At 58.5% G+C, this 14,801-nt stretch carries 12 protein-coding genes; 9 read left to right on the top strand and 3 right to left on the bottom strand.

Going from position 1 to position 14,801, the window contains the following annotated elements:
* Positions 1–24: 24 nt before the first annotated feature.
* From bamA to lpxB, 6 genes are read left to right on the top strand one after another with little or no spacing between them, the layout of a single operon-like run.
* Positions 25–2,349: an outer membrane protein assembly factor BamA gene (gene bamA / locus FB593_RS02720; RefSeq protein ID WP_065704631.1), complete on the top strand. Its 2,325-nt coding sequence runs from the start codon at positions 25–27 to the stop codon at positions 2,347–2,349.
* Positions 2,350–2,398: 49 nt separating this feature from the next.
* Complete coding sequence (gene lpxD, locus FB593_RS02715; RefSeq protein ID WP_145166307.1) at positions 2,399–3,466, top strand: UDP-3-O-(3-hydroxymyristoyl)glucosamine N-acyltransferase; 1,068 nt, start codon at positions 2,399–2,401, stop codon at positions 3,464–3,466.
* On the top strand, positions 3,459–3,926 hold the full coding sequence (gene fabZ, locus FB593_RS02710; protein WP_013636020.1) for a 3-hydroxyacyl-ACP dehydratase FabZ: 468 nt from the start codon (positions 3,459–3,461) through the stop codon (positions 3,924–3,926). The genes lpxD and fabZ overlap by 8 nt, the downstream gene beginning before the upstream one ends.
* A complete protein-coding gene (gene lpxA / locus FB593_RS02705; protein ID WP_013636021.1) occupies positions 3,923–4,738 on the top strand; it encodes an acyl-ACP--UDP-N-acetylglucosamine O-acyltransferase in 816 nt (271 codons plus the stop codon). Before fabZ ends, lpxA begins: the two co-directional genes overlap by 4 nt.
* Before the next feature lie 3 nt (positions 4,739–4,741).
* Positions 4,742–5,623, top strand: a complete 882-nt coding sequence (locus tag FB593_RS02700; RefSeq protein WP_003512855.1) for an LpxI family protein — start codon at positions 4,742–4,744, stop codon at positions 5,621–5,623.
* On the top strand, positions 5,620–6,801 hold the full coding sequence (gene lpxB, locus FB593_RS02695; protein WP_113473218.1) for a lipid-A-disaccharide synthase: 1,182 nt from the start codon (positions 5,620–5,622) through the stop codon (positions 6,799–6,801). The genes FB593_RS02700 and lpxB overlap by 4 nt, the downstream gene beginning before the upstream one ends.
* A 130-nt stretch (positions 6,802–6,931) precedes the next feature.
* Here the strand turns inward: lpxB and gltA are convergent, their stop codons facing one another.
* Positions 6,932–8,221 carry a citrate synthase gene (gene gltA, locus FB593_RS02690; protein ID WP_003496202.1) on the bottom strand — a complete coding sequence of 430 codons (1,290 nt, stop codon included), beginning with the start codon at positions 8,219–8,221 and terminating at the stop codon, positions 6,932–6,934.
* Positions 8,222–8,527: 306 nt separating this feature from the next.
* Between gltA and FB593_RS02685 the strand changes: the two genes are divergently transcribed.
* Entirely contained in the window at positions 8,528–10,963 is a 2,436-nt protein-coding gene (locus FB593_RS02685) for a ComEC/Rec2 family competence protein (RefSeq protein ID WP_112289922.1), read from the top strand.
* A 16-nt stretch (positions 10,964–10,979) separates the two neighbouring features.
* Here the strand turns inward: FB593_RS02685 and FB593_RS02680 are convergent, their stop codons facing one another.
* A complete protein-coding gene (locus FB593_RS02680; RefSeq protein ID WP_019565539.1) occupies positions 10,980–11,663 on the bottom strand; it encodes a glutathione S-transferase family protein in 684 nt (227 codons plus the stop codon).
* Between the two features lie 440 nt (positions 11,664–12,103).
* Positions 12,104–12,826 (bottom strand): transcriptional repressor LexA, encoded by a 723-nt coding sequence (gene lexA / locus FB593_RS02675; protein WP_065657947.1) that lies wholly within the window; start codon positions 12,824–12,826, stop codon positions 12,104–12,106.
* Positions 12,827–13,037: 211 nt separating this feature from the next.
* On the opposite strand from lexA, the gene FB593_RS02670 reads away from it, so the two are divergent.
* Complete coding sequence (locus FB593_RS02670) at positions 13,038–13,919, top strand: VOC family protein (RefSeq protein WP_112289924.1); 882 nt, start codon at positions 13,038–13,040, stop codon at positions 13,917–13,919.
* Positions 13,919–14,764 carry a 3-deoxy-8-phosphooctulonate synthase gene (gene kdsA / locus FB593_RS02665; protein WP_113473216.1) on the top strand — a complete coding sequence of 282 codons (846 nt, stop codon included), beginning with the start codon at positions 13,919–13,921 and terminating at the stop codon, positions 14,762–14,764. The genes FB593_RS02670 and kdsA overlap by 1 nt, the downstream gene beginning before the upstream one ends.
* Positions 14,765–14,801: the final 37 nt, after the last annotated feature.

Genomic DNA, 14,801 nt, shown 5'->3' with positions numbered 1-14,801 from the left:
CAACGTAAAAAGGTAAGAATTGAAATGAAGGCTGGTTCAAGATTTTTGAACGCGGTGTCGGCGGTTGCGCTGTCTGCTGGTGTTTCTTCGGTTGCGGGCCTCGGCGTGCTTGCCTCTGCTGGTGCTGCGAATGCAGCCGTCATCAGCAAGATTGATGTTCGCGGCGCTGAGAGATCCGGTGCGGACTCCGTACGCTCCAACATCACCATTGCGCCGGGTAAGAACTTTTCCAATTCGGACATCGATGAATCGGTGAAGCGTCTTTACGCCACCGGTTACTTCTCGAATGTCTCCATGCGCGTTTCCGGCAGCACGCTGGTTGTAACGGTCAACGAAAACCAGCTCGTCAATCAGGTGGTTTTCAACGGCAACCGCAAGATCAAGGACGACAAGCTCGCTGGCGTCGTGCAGACCCAGCCGCTCGGCCCCTTCAATCAGGCAATCGTTACTGCCGATATCGCGCGCATCAAGGAAGCCTATTCCGCGATCGGCCGCAGCGACGTCGAAATCACCACCCAGACCGTTTCCGTTGGTCAGGGCCGTGTGAACATCGCTTTCGTCATTAACGAAGGCGAGCGCACGAAGATCGGCCGCATCGATTTTGTCGGCAACAATTCCTATAGCGACGGTCGTCTGGCCGCTGTCATCAATACCAAGAAGTCCAACATGCTGTCGTTCCTGACGCGCAAGGACGTCTATAACGAGGACAAGCTGCGCGCCGACGAAGAGGCGCTGCGCCAGTTCTACTACAACCGTGGTTATGCCGACTTCCGGGTCGTGTCGTCCGACGCGGTGCTTGATGAGTCCAAGAACGAATACACCATCTCCATCACGGTCGACGAAGGCAAGAAGTACGACTTCGGCAACGTCGCAGTCGAATCGACTGTTCCGGGTATTGACGGCTCCGAGCTTCAGGGTCTCGTGGAAACCCGCCAAGGCGCTAGCTACAGCGCCAAGGAAGTCCAGCAGAGCATGGAAGCGATTTCCAAGCGCGTTGCCGGTGAGGGGTATCCTTTCGCCCGTGTAACGCCGCGCGGCGACCGCGATATGTCCGGTAACACCATCGGTGTGACCTACATCGTCGATCAGGGCGAGCGCGCCTATGTCGAGCGTATCGAAATCCGTGGCAACACGCGTACGCGTGACTACGTCATTCGCCGCGAGTTCGATATTTCCGAAGGCGATGCTTTCAACCAGACGGTCATCACGGCTGCCAAGCGCCGTCTTGAAGCGCTCGGTTATTTCTCGAAGGTCAATGTCTCGACTGCCGGCGGCAGCGCGCCTGATCGCGTCGTCATCGTTGTCGACGTGGAAGATCAGTCGACAGGTTCGTTCGGTATCGGTGCGGGTTACTCGCAGAACGACGGTGTGCTGCTTGAAGCATCGATCGAAGAGAAGAACTTCCTCGGTCGTGGCCAGTACATTCGTCTCGCCGCCGGTGCGGGTGAAGACGATGCACGCAGCTACACGCTGTCCTTCACCGAGCCGTATTTCCTTGGTTACCGTCTGGCCGCAGGTTTCGACCTGTTCAAGAGCCAGAGCCGCAGCGAAGACTATTACGATTACGACGAGCAGGGCTTCGCACTGCGCGTGACGGCGCCGATCACCGAGAACCTCTCGACGACGTTCAAGTACACCTATAAGCAGCTCAACTACGACGGTGAGGGCGATTGGGAAACCGGCAGCAATCTTGCCGAGCCCTATAAGGCTCTGATCCGTGGCGGTGACTGGACACAGTCCATCATCTCCAACACGCTGAACTACAATACGCTCGACGACCGCAACATGCCGCGCGAAGGCTGGCAGGCTGCCTTGACGAACGAATTTGCAGGCCTCGGCGGCGATTCCGAATATTACAAGATCTACGCCAAGGCGCGCTTCTACTACACGCTTTCGGACGAGTATGATGTTATCGGCTCGCTCACCGGTCAGGCGGGTCACGTTGTTCCGACGGGCGACAATCTGCTGGTGTTCGATCAGTTCAAGTTCGGTGGTCGTCAGGTTCGCGGCTTCAAGAATGATGGTATTGGCCCGCGTATCGGTTCCGACTCCATCGGCGGCACGACCTACTTCGCGGCTTCTGCTGAAGTCACGGCTCCGATGCCAGGTGTTCCGGAAGATTTCGGCCTCCGTCTCGCCGGTTTCGTCGATGCCGGTACGCTGTACGGCAACAAGGTTGCCAACAGCGCAGGCGTGAAGGATGACAACTCCATCCGCGCATCCGCCGGTATCGGCGTGATGTGGGCATCGCCCTTCGGCCCGATCCGCGTCGACTATGCGGTTCCGATCGCCAAGGAAGACTACGACGAGGAACAGCGTTTCCGGTTTGGCATGTCCAACACTTTCTGATATCGGCAGTCCAGAACTGCAACTTTGAACGTTCTGGAGTGTCCGGCTAATGGAATACAACGCGTTTTTTCCGCCCCACGAGGGACTGCGATTGAAAGACATCGCAGACCGTTTTGGGGCGGAACTGTCTGATGAGGCGGCGGGAGAACGGATCATCAGGTCCGTTGCGCCGGTCTACCGGGCAAAACCCGACCAGCTCTGCTATATTCTTTCTCGCAAGAACCGCGATGAGTTGCCGACCTGTGAGGCTGGCGCCGTCATTTGTGACGCCGCACTTGCGGATATGCTGCCGTCTCACATCCCGGCGCTGATATCGAAAAACCCGCACACGCTTTTTGCGCAGGTAGGTGCCTTGTTGCATCCCGCCGCGATGCGTCCCGGTACGATTGTGGTGATGGAAGCTGAAGTTTCCCATACCGCGCATGTCGATCCGTCTGCAAAGCTGGAAGCTGGCGTGATTGTCGAGCCGCTCGCCGTGATTGGCGCTGGTGTCCATATCGGCGCCGGTACGCGGATCGGGCCTGGTGTCATCATCGGCGCGGATGTTCAGGTGGGGCGTGATTGCACGATTGCCGGCGGCGCGAGCATTCTTGCCGCTCTCATCGGCAACAATGTGATTATTCACAACGGAGCGCGCATCGGTCAGGACGGGTTCGGTTATGCGCCCGGTCCGCGCGGCATGCTGAAGATCGTGCAGATCGGCCGGGTTATCATTCAGGATAATGTTGAGATCGGCGCTAATACGACGATCGACCGTGGCACGATGGACGACACGGTCATCGGCGAAGGTACCAAGATCGACAATCAGGTTCAGATCGGCCACAACGTCCGCATCGGCCGCCATTGCGGCATCGTCAGCAAGGTCGGCATTGCGGGCAGCACCCGCATCGGCGATGGTGTGATGATCGGCGGCGCGGCGGGTATCAACGGCCATATCACTATTGGTGACGGCGTGCAGATTGCGGCGATGAGCGGTGTTGTAGCCGACGTTCCGGCCGGCGCCCGTTATGGTGGGACGCCAGCGCGTCCGATGAAGTATTTCCTGCGCGACATGGCCGATATTCTGGCGCGCGCTGAAGGGCGTGATAAAAAAACAGGAGAAAAAAACGATGACTGAAGAAACCAAGACGACGCTCGGCGCGGCTGACATTCTGGAAGTCATGAAGCTTTTGCCGCATCGTTACCCGTTCTTGCTCATCGACAAGATCATCGAGATCGATGGTAATAATTCGGCGATTGGCATCAAGAACGTAACGGTCAACGAACCGCATTTCACCGGTCATTTCCCGGATCGCCCGATCATGCCGGGCGTTTTGATCGTCGAGGCCATGGCCCAGACGGCAGGTGCGATCTGCGCCCGCAGCCAGGGTGAAGGCGGTTATCTCGTCTATTTCATGACAATCGACAACGCGCGCTTCCGCAGACCCGTCGTTCCCGGCGATCGTCTGGAAATTCACGTGGTCAAGCAGCGCCAGCGGGGCAATGTCTTCAAATTTCATTGCGAGGCCAAGGTCGAAGGCGCGCTGGTGGCGGAAGCTGACGTCGGCGCGATGATGATCCCCGAGGACCAGCAATGAGCACTATCGCGGCTTCGGCAAAAATTCACCCGACCGCCGTTGTCGAAGACGGCGCGGTTATTGGTGAAAATGTCGTCATCGGTGCCCTGAGCTACGTCGGCGCGAAAGTCACGCTGCAAGACGAGGTCACGCTGCACAATCATGCCGTCGTCTCCGGTCTCACCGTCATTGGCCGTGGTTCGGTCATCCATCCAATGGCCGTTATTGGCGGTACACCGCAGGCAATTCGCCACGATGGCTCGGAAACGACGCTAGAGATCGGTGCCCGCTGCATCATGCGCGAAGGCGTAACGATGAATGCGGGCAGCTCCGATGGCAGCGGCAAGACGATTGTCGGCGATGACAACCTGTTCCTCGCCAATTCGCATGTGGCGCATGATTGTCGCCTCGGCAGCCATATCATCCTGTCGAACAATGTGATGCTGGCGGGACATGTCACCATCGAGGACCGCGCTATCCTGGGTGGCGGCTGTGCCGTGCACCAGTTCACCCGAATCGGTCGTCAGGCCTTTATCGGCGGGCTGTCGGCAGTCAATTATGACGTCATTCCCTATGGCATGCTGAACGGTAATCCCGGCATTCTCGGCGGGCTGAATGTCGTTGGCATGACGCGTTCCGGTATCGACCGCGCGGATATTCACAAGGTAAGGCGCGTCTTCAAGCAGATCTTCGAAGGCGAAGGCGCCATCCGCAGCAATGCGGCTGCGATTGACCGCGCAGAATATCTCGATTGCCCCCAGGTCATCGAAATCCTCGATTTCATCGGTGCGGATAGCGACCGCGCGCTTTCCTCGCCAAACCGGGGCAAGTGAGCCGTGACAGGCGGCGGGCGTCTCGCCATCGTGGCCGGCAGCGGCCAGCTGCCGCTGCATGTCGCGGCGGCTGCGCGCGAGATGGGGGAGAACCCCTTCATTGTACAGCTGCGTGATGATTCCCAGTTTGACTGGAGCGGTTTCGACAATGCGGTGATTAGCGTCGGCGATGTCGCCGGGCTTGGTCGGCTGCTACGCGAAAACCAGGTGGACCGCGTCGTGCTTTCCGGCGCCGTGGCGCGACGCCCTGAATGGCGGGAAATCCGCCCCACGATCGGCATATTGCTGAAACTGCCATCCATCGTCCGCACCTTGCTGTCGAGCGGCGATGACGCCGTTTTGCAGATGGTCATCAAGGTCATCGGCACGCTTGGGGCAAAAGTCATTGGCGCCCACGAGATCGCACCCGGTCTGCTTGCTACGACCGGCCCTTTCGGTGCGCATAAACCTGCTGAAGACGATCTGCGCGACATACGCAAGGCCGCGCAGGCCGCACTGGCACTCGGCACGCTTGATGTCGGGCAGGGTGCAGTCGCCGTTGGCGGCCGTATCGTTGCACTGGAGGGCGTCGAGGGCACAGACGCGATGCTGGCGCGTGTCGCGGCATTACGCGCTGAGGGCCGCATCTCGACCCGTCGCAAGGGTGTTCTGGTGAAGCTCTGCAAGCCGCAGCAGGATATCCGCGCTGACTTGCCGACCATCGGCGTGGAAACGGTGGAGAACGCGCATAAGGCCGGGCTGGCGGGGATCGCCGTTGAAGCCGGGCGCGCGCTGGTACTTGATCGCGATGAGATGTTGAAGGCGGCAGATCAGGCCGGCATATTCGTCTGCGGTATCGATACGTCACTCGGTGAAGACATGATGGGCGGAGACATGGTGGGATGACGGCAACGTTGAAGGTGGCGGTTATAGCCGGCGAGGTATCCGGCGATCTTCTGGGTGCCGATCTCATCCGGTCCCTGAAAGGCCATTACTCGGGTTCTGTCGAGTTGATGGGCGTCGGCGGTGAGGCTCTGGAGGCGCAGGGGCTGGTTTCGCTGTTCGATTATTCCGAACTCTCCATCATGGGCTTCACGCAGGTTCTGAAGAAGCTGCCGAAGCTGATTTCGCGGATCAACCAGACTGCGCAGGCAATCATTGTCGCCAAGCCGGATATTCTGCTGATCATCGACAGCCCGGATTTCACCCATCGTGTTGCGAGAAAAGTCCGCAAACAATTGCCGCATCTGCCGGTCGTCAATTATGTCTGCCCCAGCGTCTGGGCGTGGAAGGAATATCGCGCCACCGCGATGTTGTCCTATGTCGATCACGTTCTGGCCTTGCTTCCATTCGAGCCGGAGGCGATGCGGCGTCTCGGCGGCCCGCCGACAACCTTTGTCGGCCATCGCCTCAGCGTCGATCAAGACGTGCTCTCCGTGCGGCAGAGGCGGGCTGAGCGGCCCCTGCCTGCCAACGGCGAACCGAAAACCATTCTGCTCCTGCCGGGGTCACGTTCCACCGAAACGACCCGGTTGATGGAGCCGTTTCAAGAAGCGGCAAAAGCATATGTCGAGCGCAACGGCCCGACGAAGTTTCTGCTGCCGACAGTGCCGCGCCAGGAAAACCGCATCCGCGAACTGGCGGCAACATGGCCGCAGGATATCAGGCCTGAAATCGGCATCGATCCCGCCTTCAAGTGGAATGCATTTGCGCGCGCCGATGCGGCGATTGCCGCCTCCGGCACCGTTATTCTCGAACTCGCGCTCGTCGGCGTACCAACCATATCGGTCTACAAAACCGACTGGATTTTCACGATGCTGAGCAAACGGGTGAAAACCTGGACAGGTGCGCTTCCGAACCTGATTGCCGACTATGTCGTGGTGCCGGAATATTTCAACGAGGTGGTACGGGCAGGGTCGATGTTGCGCTGGGCCGAACGGCTCTCGTCCGACACCACCGAACGGCGGGCGATGCTGGACGGCTATGCTCTGGTGCAGGAGCGTTTGCACACCGAAGTGCCTCCTGGCGAAACCGGCGCCCTTATCCTTCTCGATGTGCTGAACAGCCGCAAGCAGCAAGGCTGAACCGGTAGCGATCCTGTCTGCTTCCTGGGGTTGGCAGGGCAGGTTTCGCTATTCTTATCGATGATCATATCCAACAAAAAAGCCGGCGGATAAAACCCGCCGGCTTTTTTATGTTGGTTGGTTTCCCGGCTTAACGCTTGGAAACCGGAACGTAGTCCCGCTTGCCGGCGCCCGTGTAGAGCTGACGCGGACGGCCGATGCGCTGCTGCGGATCCTCGATCATTTCGTTCCACTGCGCGATCCAGCCGACGGTGCGGGCCAGTGCGAACAGCACGGTAAACATGGTCGTGGGGAAGCCAAGCGCCTTCAGCGTGATACCCGAATAGAAGTCGACGTTCGGGTACAGCTTCTTCTCGACGAAATAAGGATCGGAAAGAGCGATCTTTTCGAGTTCGAGCGCGACCTGCATGATCGGATCGTCGGAGTTGCCGGTGGCTTCCAGCACTTCGTACATCGTCTTCTGCATGATCTTGGCGCGCGGGTCGTAGTTTTTGTACACGCGGTGGCCAAAGCCCATCAGGCGGAACGGATCGTTCTTGTCCTTGGCGCGGGCAATATATTCCGGAATGCGGTCAACCGTGCCGATTTCGTTGAGCATGTTGAGCGCCGCTTCGTTGGCGCCGCCATGTGCCGGACCCCAGAGGCAGGCGATGCCCGCTGCAATACAGGCGAACGGGTTTGCACCCGACGAACCGGCAAGACGCACCGTGGAGGTGGAAGCATTCTGCTCGTGATCCGCATGCAGGATGAAGATGCGGTCCATGGCCCGGGCCAGAACCGGATCGACCTTGTACTCTTCGCAAGGCACGGCAAAGCACATGTGCAGGAAGTTGGAAGCGTAATCGAGGTCGTTCTTCGGGTAAACGAAGGGCTGGCCGATATGGTACTTGTAGGCCATGGCGGCGATCGTCGGCATTTTCGCGATCATCCGCAGCGAAGCGACCATGCGCTGGTGCGGATCCGTAATGTCCGTCGAGTCGTGATAGAAGGCCGAGAGAGCGCCGACCGTGCCGCACATGACAGCCATCGGATGTGCGTCGCGACGGTAGCCGGTGAAGAAGCGGCTCATCTGCTCGTGCACCATGGTGTGGCGCGTTACGCGGGTGTCGAAGTCCTTCTTCTGCGCAGCCGTCGGCAATTCGCCGTAAAGCAGCAGATAGCAGGTTTCCAAGAAGTCGCCCTGTTCGGCAAGCTGCTCGATGGGGAAGCCGCGGTGCAGAAGAACGCCTTCGTCACCATCGATATAGGTGATCTTGGATTCGCAGGAGGCTGTCGAGGTGAAGCCGGGGTCGTAGGTGAAGGAGCCCGTGTGCTTGTACAGCGTGGCGATATCGACGACGCTTGGTCCAATCGTGCCTTCCCTGACCGGGAGTTCGACCTGTTTTTCGCCAAGTGTCACTGTAGCGCTTTTTTCCGTCATACTGATCCTCCGAAAACATGCGGGTGGGGGCGTTGAGATACGCCCCGCGGTTAAGCGTCTACCGATTAGCTATATGATCCTTGCGCGGATGCCAAGCTATCCAAAGGTCAAATTGTGCATTGCGGCAAACGCAATCGCGTTGCTTCAGGCTTTCCCGGCAGCAGCAATTCAATCTCGGTCAACGCATCGTTAAAGTAAAGGATTGCAATCCCGAGCGCTGGTCTGCAAACCTGTTTTTGGTGCGGCAAGGGGCGGTGGGGATTGCTCGGTCAAGGGGAAAAACAGCATTTCGAATATGCTAAAACGATGCAGGGAGACTTGCCCGGCACACGGGAAATTCTGTTTCCTCTCCGCCGAAGCAGTGATGCGGCAACACATGACACTCCCGCCATTATTCCCGAGATTAACCGCAACACTACCGTGGCCGAAAAAATCGCCATGTGCCTGGCCGAGGAGCGCGCATTCGGCCACGATTTTCTTTTCATTCCCGTTTCCATCGGCTGCGGCGCGGTACTCTGGTTTTCTCTAGATGCCACGCCTTCCCCGGTCATTTTGATTGCCACATTTCTTTTTGTCGCCGTTCTGGCGCTCTTTGTGAGATACAAGGCTGGCATTGCGGCGGCGGTTTGCGGCCCTTTCGCTTTTCTATTGCTCGGCATGCTTCTGGCCGATTTAGAAACCCGACGGGCAGGGACCGTGGTGCTGGATACCCCCGTCACCACCACCATCACCGGCACCGTGGCGCGCCGGGAGGTCGATGCACGCGGCTACTGGCGATATGTCGTCGATCTGACCGCAACAGCGGACCCGACATTGTCGCGTCCGCCGCAGAGGATATCGGTGCTTTCGCGTGGCGGAGGCGAGCCGATCGCACTCGGAGCAACCCTTCGCGGCAAGGTCCGCCTCTCGCCGCCGTCCGGCCCGGCCTTGCCGGGACTGAACGACTTCGCCTTCACGTCCTATTTCAGAGGCATAGGCGCGACCGGTTTCTTTTATAAATCACCGGATGCGCTTGTATCACCCGTTGGTGACGCAAGGCCTGACAAGGGTTGGTTGGAATGGGCCGATATGCGGCTTTACGGCCTTCGCAGCGCAATTGCCGAACGCATCCGCACCACCATCGGCGGTGATGCCGGAGCCTTCGCCGCCTCCATCATCACCGATGAGAGACAGGCTATATCGGCGGAGACGATGGAGGCGTTGCGGCTCTCCGGCCTTGCCCATATCGTTGCCATATCCGGGCTCAACATGGCACTGGCCTCCGGCATATTCTTTGTTGGCCTGAGACTGGCTTTCAGCTTGTTTCCCGCCTTTGCGCAGCGCTGGCCGGTCAAGAAGATCGCGGCTTTCGCGGCACTGCTGATGACGCTTGCCTATTATCTGATTTCCGGTTTTGCCGTTTCCGCCGAGCGTGCCTGGCTGATGATGTCTGTGATGCTGATCGCGGTCCTTTTCGATCAGCCATCACTCAGCCTCAGAAACGTTGCCATTTCCGCCCTGATCATTCTGGCTTTCTCGCCCTCGGAAATCATGGGTCCGAGTTTTCAGATGTCATTTGCCGCCACTATAGCGCTTGTGTCCGCCTATGCCTTCTGGAGCCGTTGGCGTACGGATCGCGAACGGCTGTTCATCGGGCGCAAGCCCGCATGGCTGAAGGTGGCGGAAATGATGGGCGCGGTCATTGGCGGCGTTATCACGACGTCGCTGATCGGGGGCCTTTCGACGGCGATCTATTCAGCCGAACATTTTCACCGTGTCACCACCTATGGACTGTTCGCCAATCTGGCTGCGATGCCGCTCATGTCGCTGATCGTCATGCCATTCGCTCTTATCGCAATGCTGCTGATGCCCTTCGGGCTCGACGCGCCGTTCCTGAAGATCATGGGTTATGGCATGGCACTCGTCATCGAGGTTGCAAACGAGGTGGCCTCCTGGGGCGGCAGCGCAGCGACTGGGCGTCCGCATGGCTGGTTTGTCGGTTTGGCTTCGGTGGGTTTCCTGCTGCTGACATTGCTGCGCAGCCGGCTTGCGCTTCTTGGCATCCCGTTTCTGCTCTTCGCCTTCGGCGTGTCGGCAGTTACGGCCTATCGTGATCTACCGGATCTATTGATTCACGAGGACGGCGAATTGGTGGCACTCGTGGAGGACGGCAAGGTCTCAACCACAAAAGCCCGTCCGCAGGGCTTCGTTTACGGCCAGTGGCAAAGGGCGCTGCTGCTGCCGGAAAAAACCGTGCCGCCAGATTTTATAAATGGTGAGAGCATGGCAAATACTGCTGGTTCTGACTCGAGATCGAAACTGTCGCCCGAAGACATGGCTGTGGTGGTACGCGAGATGACGGCGGCGCTCAAAGACGCCAAAGTTGGCGTCTTCACCTGCAGGAAAGACATATGGTGCGTAGCGAGCGCCGCAAGCGGAGAGTGGATCGTCGTTCTGGACGATGGCCGCTTCGCCGGAAAAGCCTGCGATATTGCCGATATCGTCGTTGTTTCCCGCAGAACCTCTTTTTCGCAGTGCCGCTCGGGTGCACTCCTGCTCAGCCGTGACATCTTGCGGCGTCTCGGTTCTGTGGAAATAGATTTTGCTAACAAGAGGGAGGAGGGTGTGGCGAGCGGGCTGCGCGCCGCAATCGCCGGAACGGACAGGCCCTGGAGCCAGCACCGTTATTACGACTGGAAAAGCGGACGTTTCGACCGTGATCTGCCGCAGCCCATCATCCGGCTGCTGGCGGCGTCGCAATGACAGCCGCCAGCATGGATCATCGGGCCTTGGCGCGCAAATCTTCAGTCAATTCGCCGATCTCGCCAACTTCCTCTTCATGACCAGCGTCGCGCCAGCTCTCCTTCAAACCGGCCTCGTACCATTCTTGCATGGCAGGCAGGGCGAGCAGCCGGTCGCAATAGGCTTTCGCTGCTGGCGAAAGATCCGCGCTGCCATAGGTCTGGAAACGGAATGCAACCGGGCAGAAGAAAGCATCGACCGCCGTGAACTTTTGACCGGCGAGATATGGCCCGCCGAATTTTGTGAGACCCTCGCTCCACAACGCATCGATCCGCTTTATATCGGCTTTAAGCCCGGCATCGCCGCCCCTGGGTTTGACCCGAATGCCCACCGACATGGGATAGAGATTGCGCAGCGAGGAAAAGCCGGCATGCATCTCACTTGCGGCCGAACGCGACCAGGCCCTCGCATGCTTGTCGCTTGCCCAGACACCCTGGTGTCTTTCGGCAAGATATTCGACGATCGAAAGCGTTTCCCAAACCGTCATACCCTCGTCGACCAGGCAGGGCACCTTGCCCGTCGGCGAAAAGGAGGAGAAGGAGACGCCTTCGCCGAACGGAATGAGCTTTTCATCAAAGGCGATACCGAGCGTGCGCATCAATACCCACGGCCGCAGCGACCATGAAGAATAGTTCTTGTTGGCTATATAAAGATCGTACATCGCGTATCTCCCGGATATGACGCGTATTTCTACACCTGCCAAGCGTTCACGGAATATCGAAAATTATCCATGGCTCCCATAAACGCCGTTGATGAATGGTGATGTGGGGTCACTGAGAGCGCGGCTTGCGATAAGTCACCCTTTGGTGACTACTAAAATCTGACTGCGCAACACGACAGAACAACGTCGCTAAAAAACAGCGGATGGGATCGCTTCGACAATTACAGCGAGCAGCCCATTCGCCACCACGCCTGTAGCGAAACCGAAGCATCTTTATGGAGCAGGAACTTAGTTTGGAAAGGGCAACGCGCATAGGCTGAATGGCGCATATCCTCGTGCACCCGCTAAAGCACGCCACGTTTGGAAACAGCCAAACCATATATAGGCGCCATCTTCACGATGACGCCTAATGTAAAGTGAGCACGTTCGGTTCGATAAGATCAATGGTAGCGGCGGATCAGCCCCACCAGCTTGCCCTGAATTTTCACCCGGTCGGGCCCGAAAATACGGGTCTCATAGGCTGGGTTTGCCGCCTCGAGCGCAATGGAGGCACCCTTGCGGCGGAAGCGCTTCAGCGTGGCTTCCTCGTCATCCACCAGAGCCACAACGATGTCCCCGGGATTGGCGGTGTTGCCGTTGCGGATGATGACTGTGTCGCCGTCGAAAATGCCGGCCTCGATCATCGAATCACCCTTGACCTCAAGAGCGTAATGTTCGCCCGTGCCAAGCATGTCTACTGGCACGGCCACATCATGGGTGTTGTTCTGGATGGCGGAAATCGGCACGCCCGCAGCGATGCGGCCCATGACCGGCACGGTGACAGCCCCGCCCAGATCGTTGGCCGGCGTCTTGGGGGCAGGGGCCGGTTCCGGCGTCTTGGGCTTGCCAAGGCTGCCTTCGATAATGCTCGGCGAAAAGCCGCGCTGCGGCCTTGCACCCGGCGTATAAGCCTCGGGCAGCTTGATGACTTCCAGCGCCCGAGCTCTATTCGGTAGCCGACGAATGAACCCGCGCTCTTCGAGAGCGGTTATCAGGCGGTGGATGCCGGATTTCGAAGCAAGATCGAGTGCGTCCTTCATTTCATCGAAGGAGGGCGGCACGCCGGACTCTTTCATTCGTTCATGAATGAAGAGAAGCAATTCCTGCTGTTTGCGCGTGAGCATGAGGAAAACACCCTTTAGAATCGTAGTGGAAGTCGCGAAACAAATACAGAACGAACACTATATGTTCCATATGTGTTCTGCAATCCCCTAAAATTTCGTGAAGGTGCCATCCGTTGCTGTGATGATTTGCCTCATAGCACGCAATTGTGCTTTTGTGCGGTCAAACCCGTCCCGGCATGCTCCGAGCGGAAGGCCAGCAGGATACATTTTCATGACGAAACCCTATAGCGTCGACCATCTCGTTTTGCCCGTGGAAGTCATAGGCGTCGCCGTGAAGCGCCTCGTCAGTCTTGGCTTTACGGTTGCGCCGGAGGCTCTGCATCCTTTCGGCACCCAAAATGCCTGCGTATTTTTCGCCGATGGCACCTATCTGGAGCCGCTCGCAATTGCTGATCCGGCTAAATATAATGCCTCAATAGAGAGGGGTGATGTATTCACCGGCAGGGATGTGGCCTTCCGGCAACGGGACGGGCAGGAGGGTTTTTCGGCTCTTGTTGCCAAGACTGAAGACGCCTTGGTTGACCATGAGCGGTTTCGGGCAGCCGGCCTTTCGGCGGGCGATGTTTTCGAGTTTTCGCGGCCTGTTCGGATGCCGGATGGCTCGCAAGGCGAGGCGGCGTTCCGGCTGGCTTTTGCGGCAAGCGGGGCGGCCGCGGATTTCTTTTTGTTCAGTTGTCAACGGCTTCAAGCCCTTCCGGGCGATCGCACCATGCTGGAGCGCCACGCCAATGGTGTCACCGGCCTCAGTGAAATCGTCCTGTTTACCGGCGGCGATGCGAAGGTGGCGGGCCTGATCGAGACGGTGTTTGGCTGTGAAGGCAAATGGTCTCCGGGCGGTGATATGGTTTTCGCGACCGGCAATGCCAGCATCAGATTGACCGGAAAACCGCCTTTCGGCGGGCAGACCCTGAATGCTCAGGATGGCAACGAAGGCGGATTGCGCGGCGCGGGCATCGTCTTTTCTTCACACGATCTTGCCGTGACAGAGGCGGTGCTTGCTGCTAATGGCGTGTCCTGCGCAAAAGCGGACGGCCGTCTGGTGGTGCCCGCGGCACCCGGTCAGGGCGTTGCCTTCGCCTTCGAGGAAAAATGATGAGCGTTACGAACAATCTTAAAGTCACTGCCGGCGACGGCGCCAGCAAGGTTTCCTTCTCGAATACCGAGCGGTTTTCGCTGATTGCCGGTCCGTGCCAGATGGAAAGCCGCGAACATGCCTTCATGATCGCTGGCGTCCTGAAGGAGCTTTGCGACAAGCTGGGAATAGGGCTTGTCTACAAGTCCTCTTTCGACAAGGCGAACCGCACTTCGCTTTCCGGAAAACGCGGCATCGGCCTGGATAACGCGATGCAGGTTTTTGCCGATCTCAAGAAGGAATTCGGTTTTCCTGTTCTGACCGACATCCACACGGAAGAGCAATGCGCCGTCGTTTCCGAGGTGGTGGACGTTCTGCAGATTCCGGCGTTCCTCAGCCGCCAGACCGATCTTCTCGTTGCTGCCGCCAAGACCGGCCGCGTCATCAACGTCAAGAAAGGCCAGTTTCTGGCGCCCTGGGACATGAAGAACGTGCTTGCCAAGCTCAATGAGAGCGGCAATCCGAATGTGATGTTGTGCGAGCGCGGCGCGTCCTTCGGTTACAACACGCTGGTTTCCGACATGCGCTCGTTGCCGATCATGGCAGCGCTCGGCGCACCTGTCGTTTTCGATGCCACCCATTCGGTGCAGCAGCCGGGCGGGCAGGGCGGCTCCACAGGTGGCCAGCGCGAATTCGTCGAGACGTTGGCGCGTGCGGCCGTTGCGGTTGGCGTGGCCGGCCTCTTCATCGAGACCCATGAGGATCCGGACAATGCGCCGTCAGACGGCCCTAACATGGTCCACCTGAAGGACATGCCGAAACTGCTCGAAAAGCTTCTGGCTTTCGACGCGATTACGAAAGCCTGATCGGCTGACCGTGACGGCGGGCACTTTTGTGCCAATC

Source organism: Rhizobium sp. SJZ105, assembly GCF_007828365.1.
GTDB classification, from domain to species: Bacteria; Pseudomonadota; Alphaproteobacteria; order Rhizobiales; family Rhizobiaceae; genus Agrobacterium; species Agrobacterium tumefaciens.
The sequence above is the reverse complement of the archived record's forward strand: the minus strand, read 5'-3'. Positions and strand labels throughout refer to the sequence as shown.

Excerpts from the sequence above, each read along its gene's own strand:
- FB593_RS02670 (WP_112289924.1), top strand. The coding sequence starts at position 13,038 with ATGACGAAACCCTATAGCGTCGACCATCTCGTTTTGCCCGTGGAAGTC.
- kdsA (WP_113473216.1), top strand. The coding sequence starts at position 13,919 with ATGAGCGTTACGAACAATCTTAAAGTCACTGCCGGCGACGGCGCCAGC.
- bamA (WP_065704631.1), top strand. The coding sequence starts at position 25 with ATGAAGGCTGGTTCAAGATTTTTGAACGCGGTGTCGGCGGTTGCGCTG.
- gltA (WP_003496202.1), bottom strand. The coding sequence starts at position 8,221 with ATGACGGAAAAAAGCGCTACAGTGACACTTGGCGAAAAACAGGTCGAA.
- FB593_RS02685 (WP_112289922.1), top strand. The coding sequence starts at position 8,528 with ATGCAGGGAGACTTGCCCGGCACACGGGAAATTCTGTTTCCTCTCCGC.
- lpxD (WP_145166307.1), top strand. The coding sequence starts at position 2,399 with ATGGAATACAACGCGTTTTTTCCGCCCCACGAGGGACTGCGATTGAAA.
- lexA (WP_065657947.1), bottom strand. The coding sequence starts at position 12,826 with ATGCTCACGCGCAAACAGCAGGAATTGCTTCTCTTCATTCATGAACGA.
- lpxB (WP_113473218.1), top strand. The coding sequence starts at position 5,620 with ATGACGGCAACGTTGAAGGTGGCGGTTATAGCCGGCGAGGTATCCGGC.
- lpxA (WP_013636021.1), top strand. The coding sequence starts at position 3,923 with ATGAGCACTATCGCGGCTTCGGCAAAAATTCACCCGACCGCCGTTGTC.
- FB593_RS02680 (WP_019565539.1), bottom strand. The coding sequence starts at position 11,663 with ATGTACGATCTTTATATAGCCAACAAGAACTATTCTTCATGGTCGCTG.
- fabZ (WP_013636020.1), top strand. The coding sequence starts at position 3,459 with ATGACTGAAGAAACCAAGACGACGCTCGGCGCGGCTGACATTCTGGAA.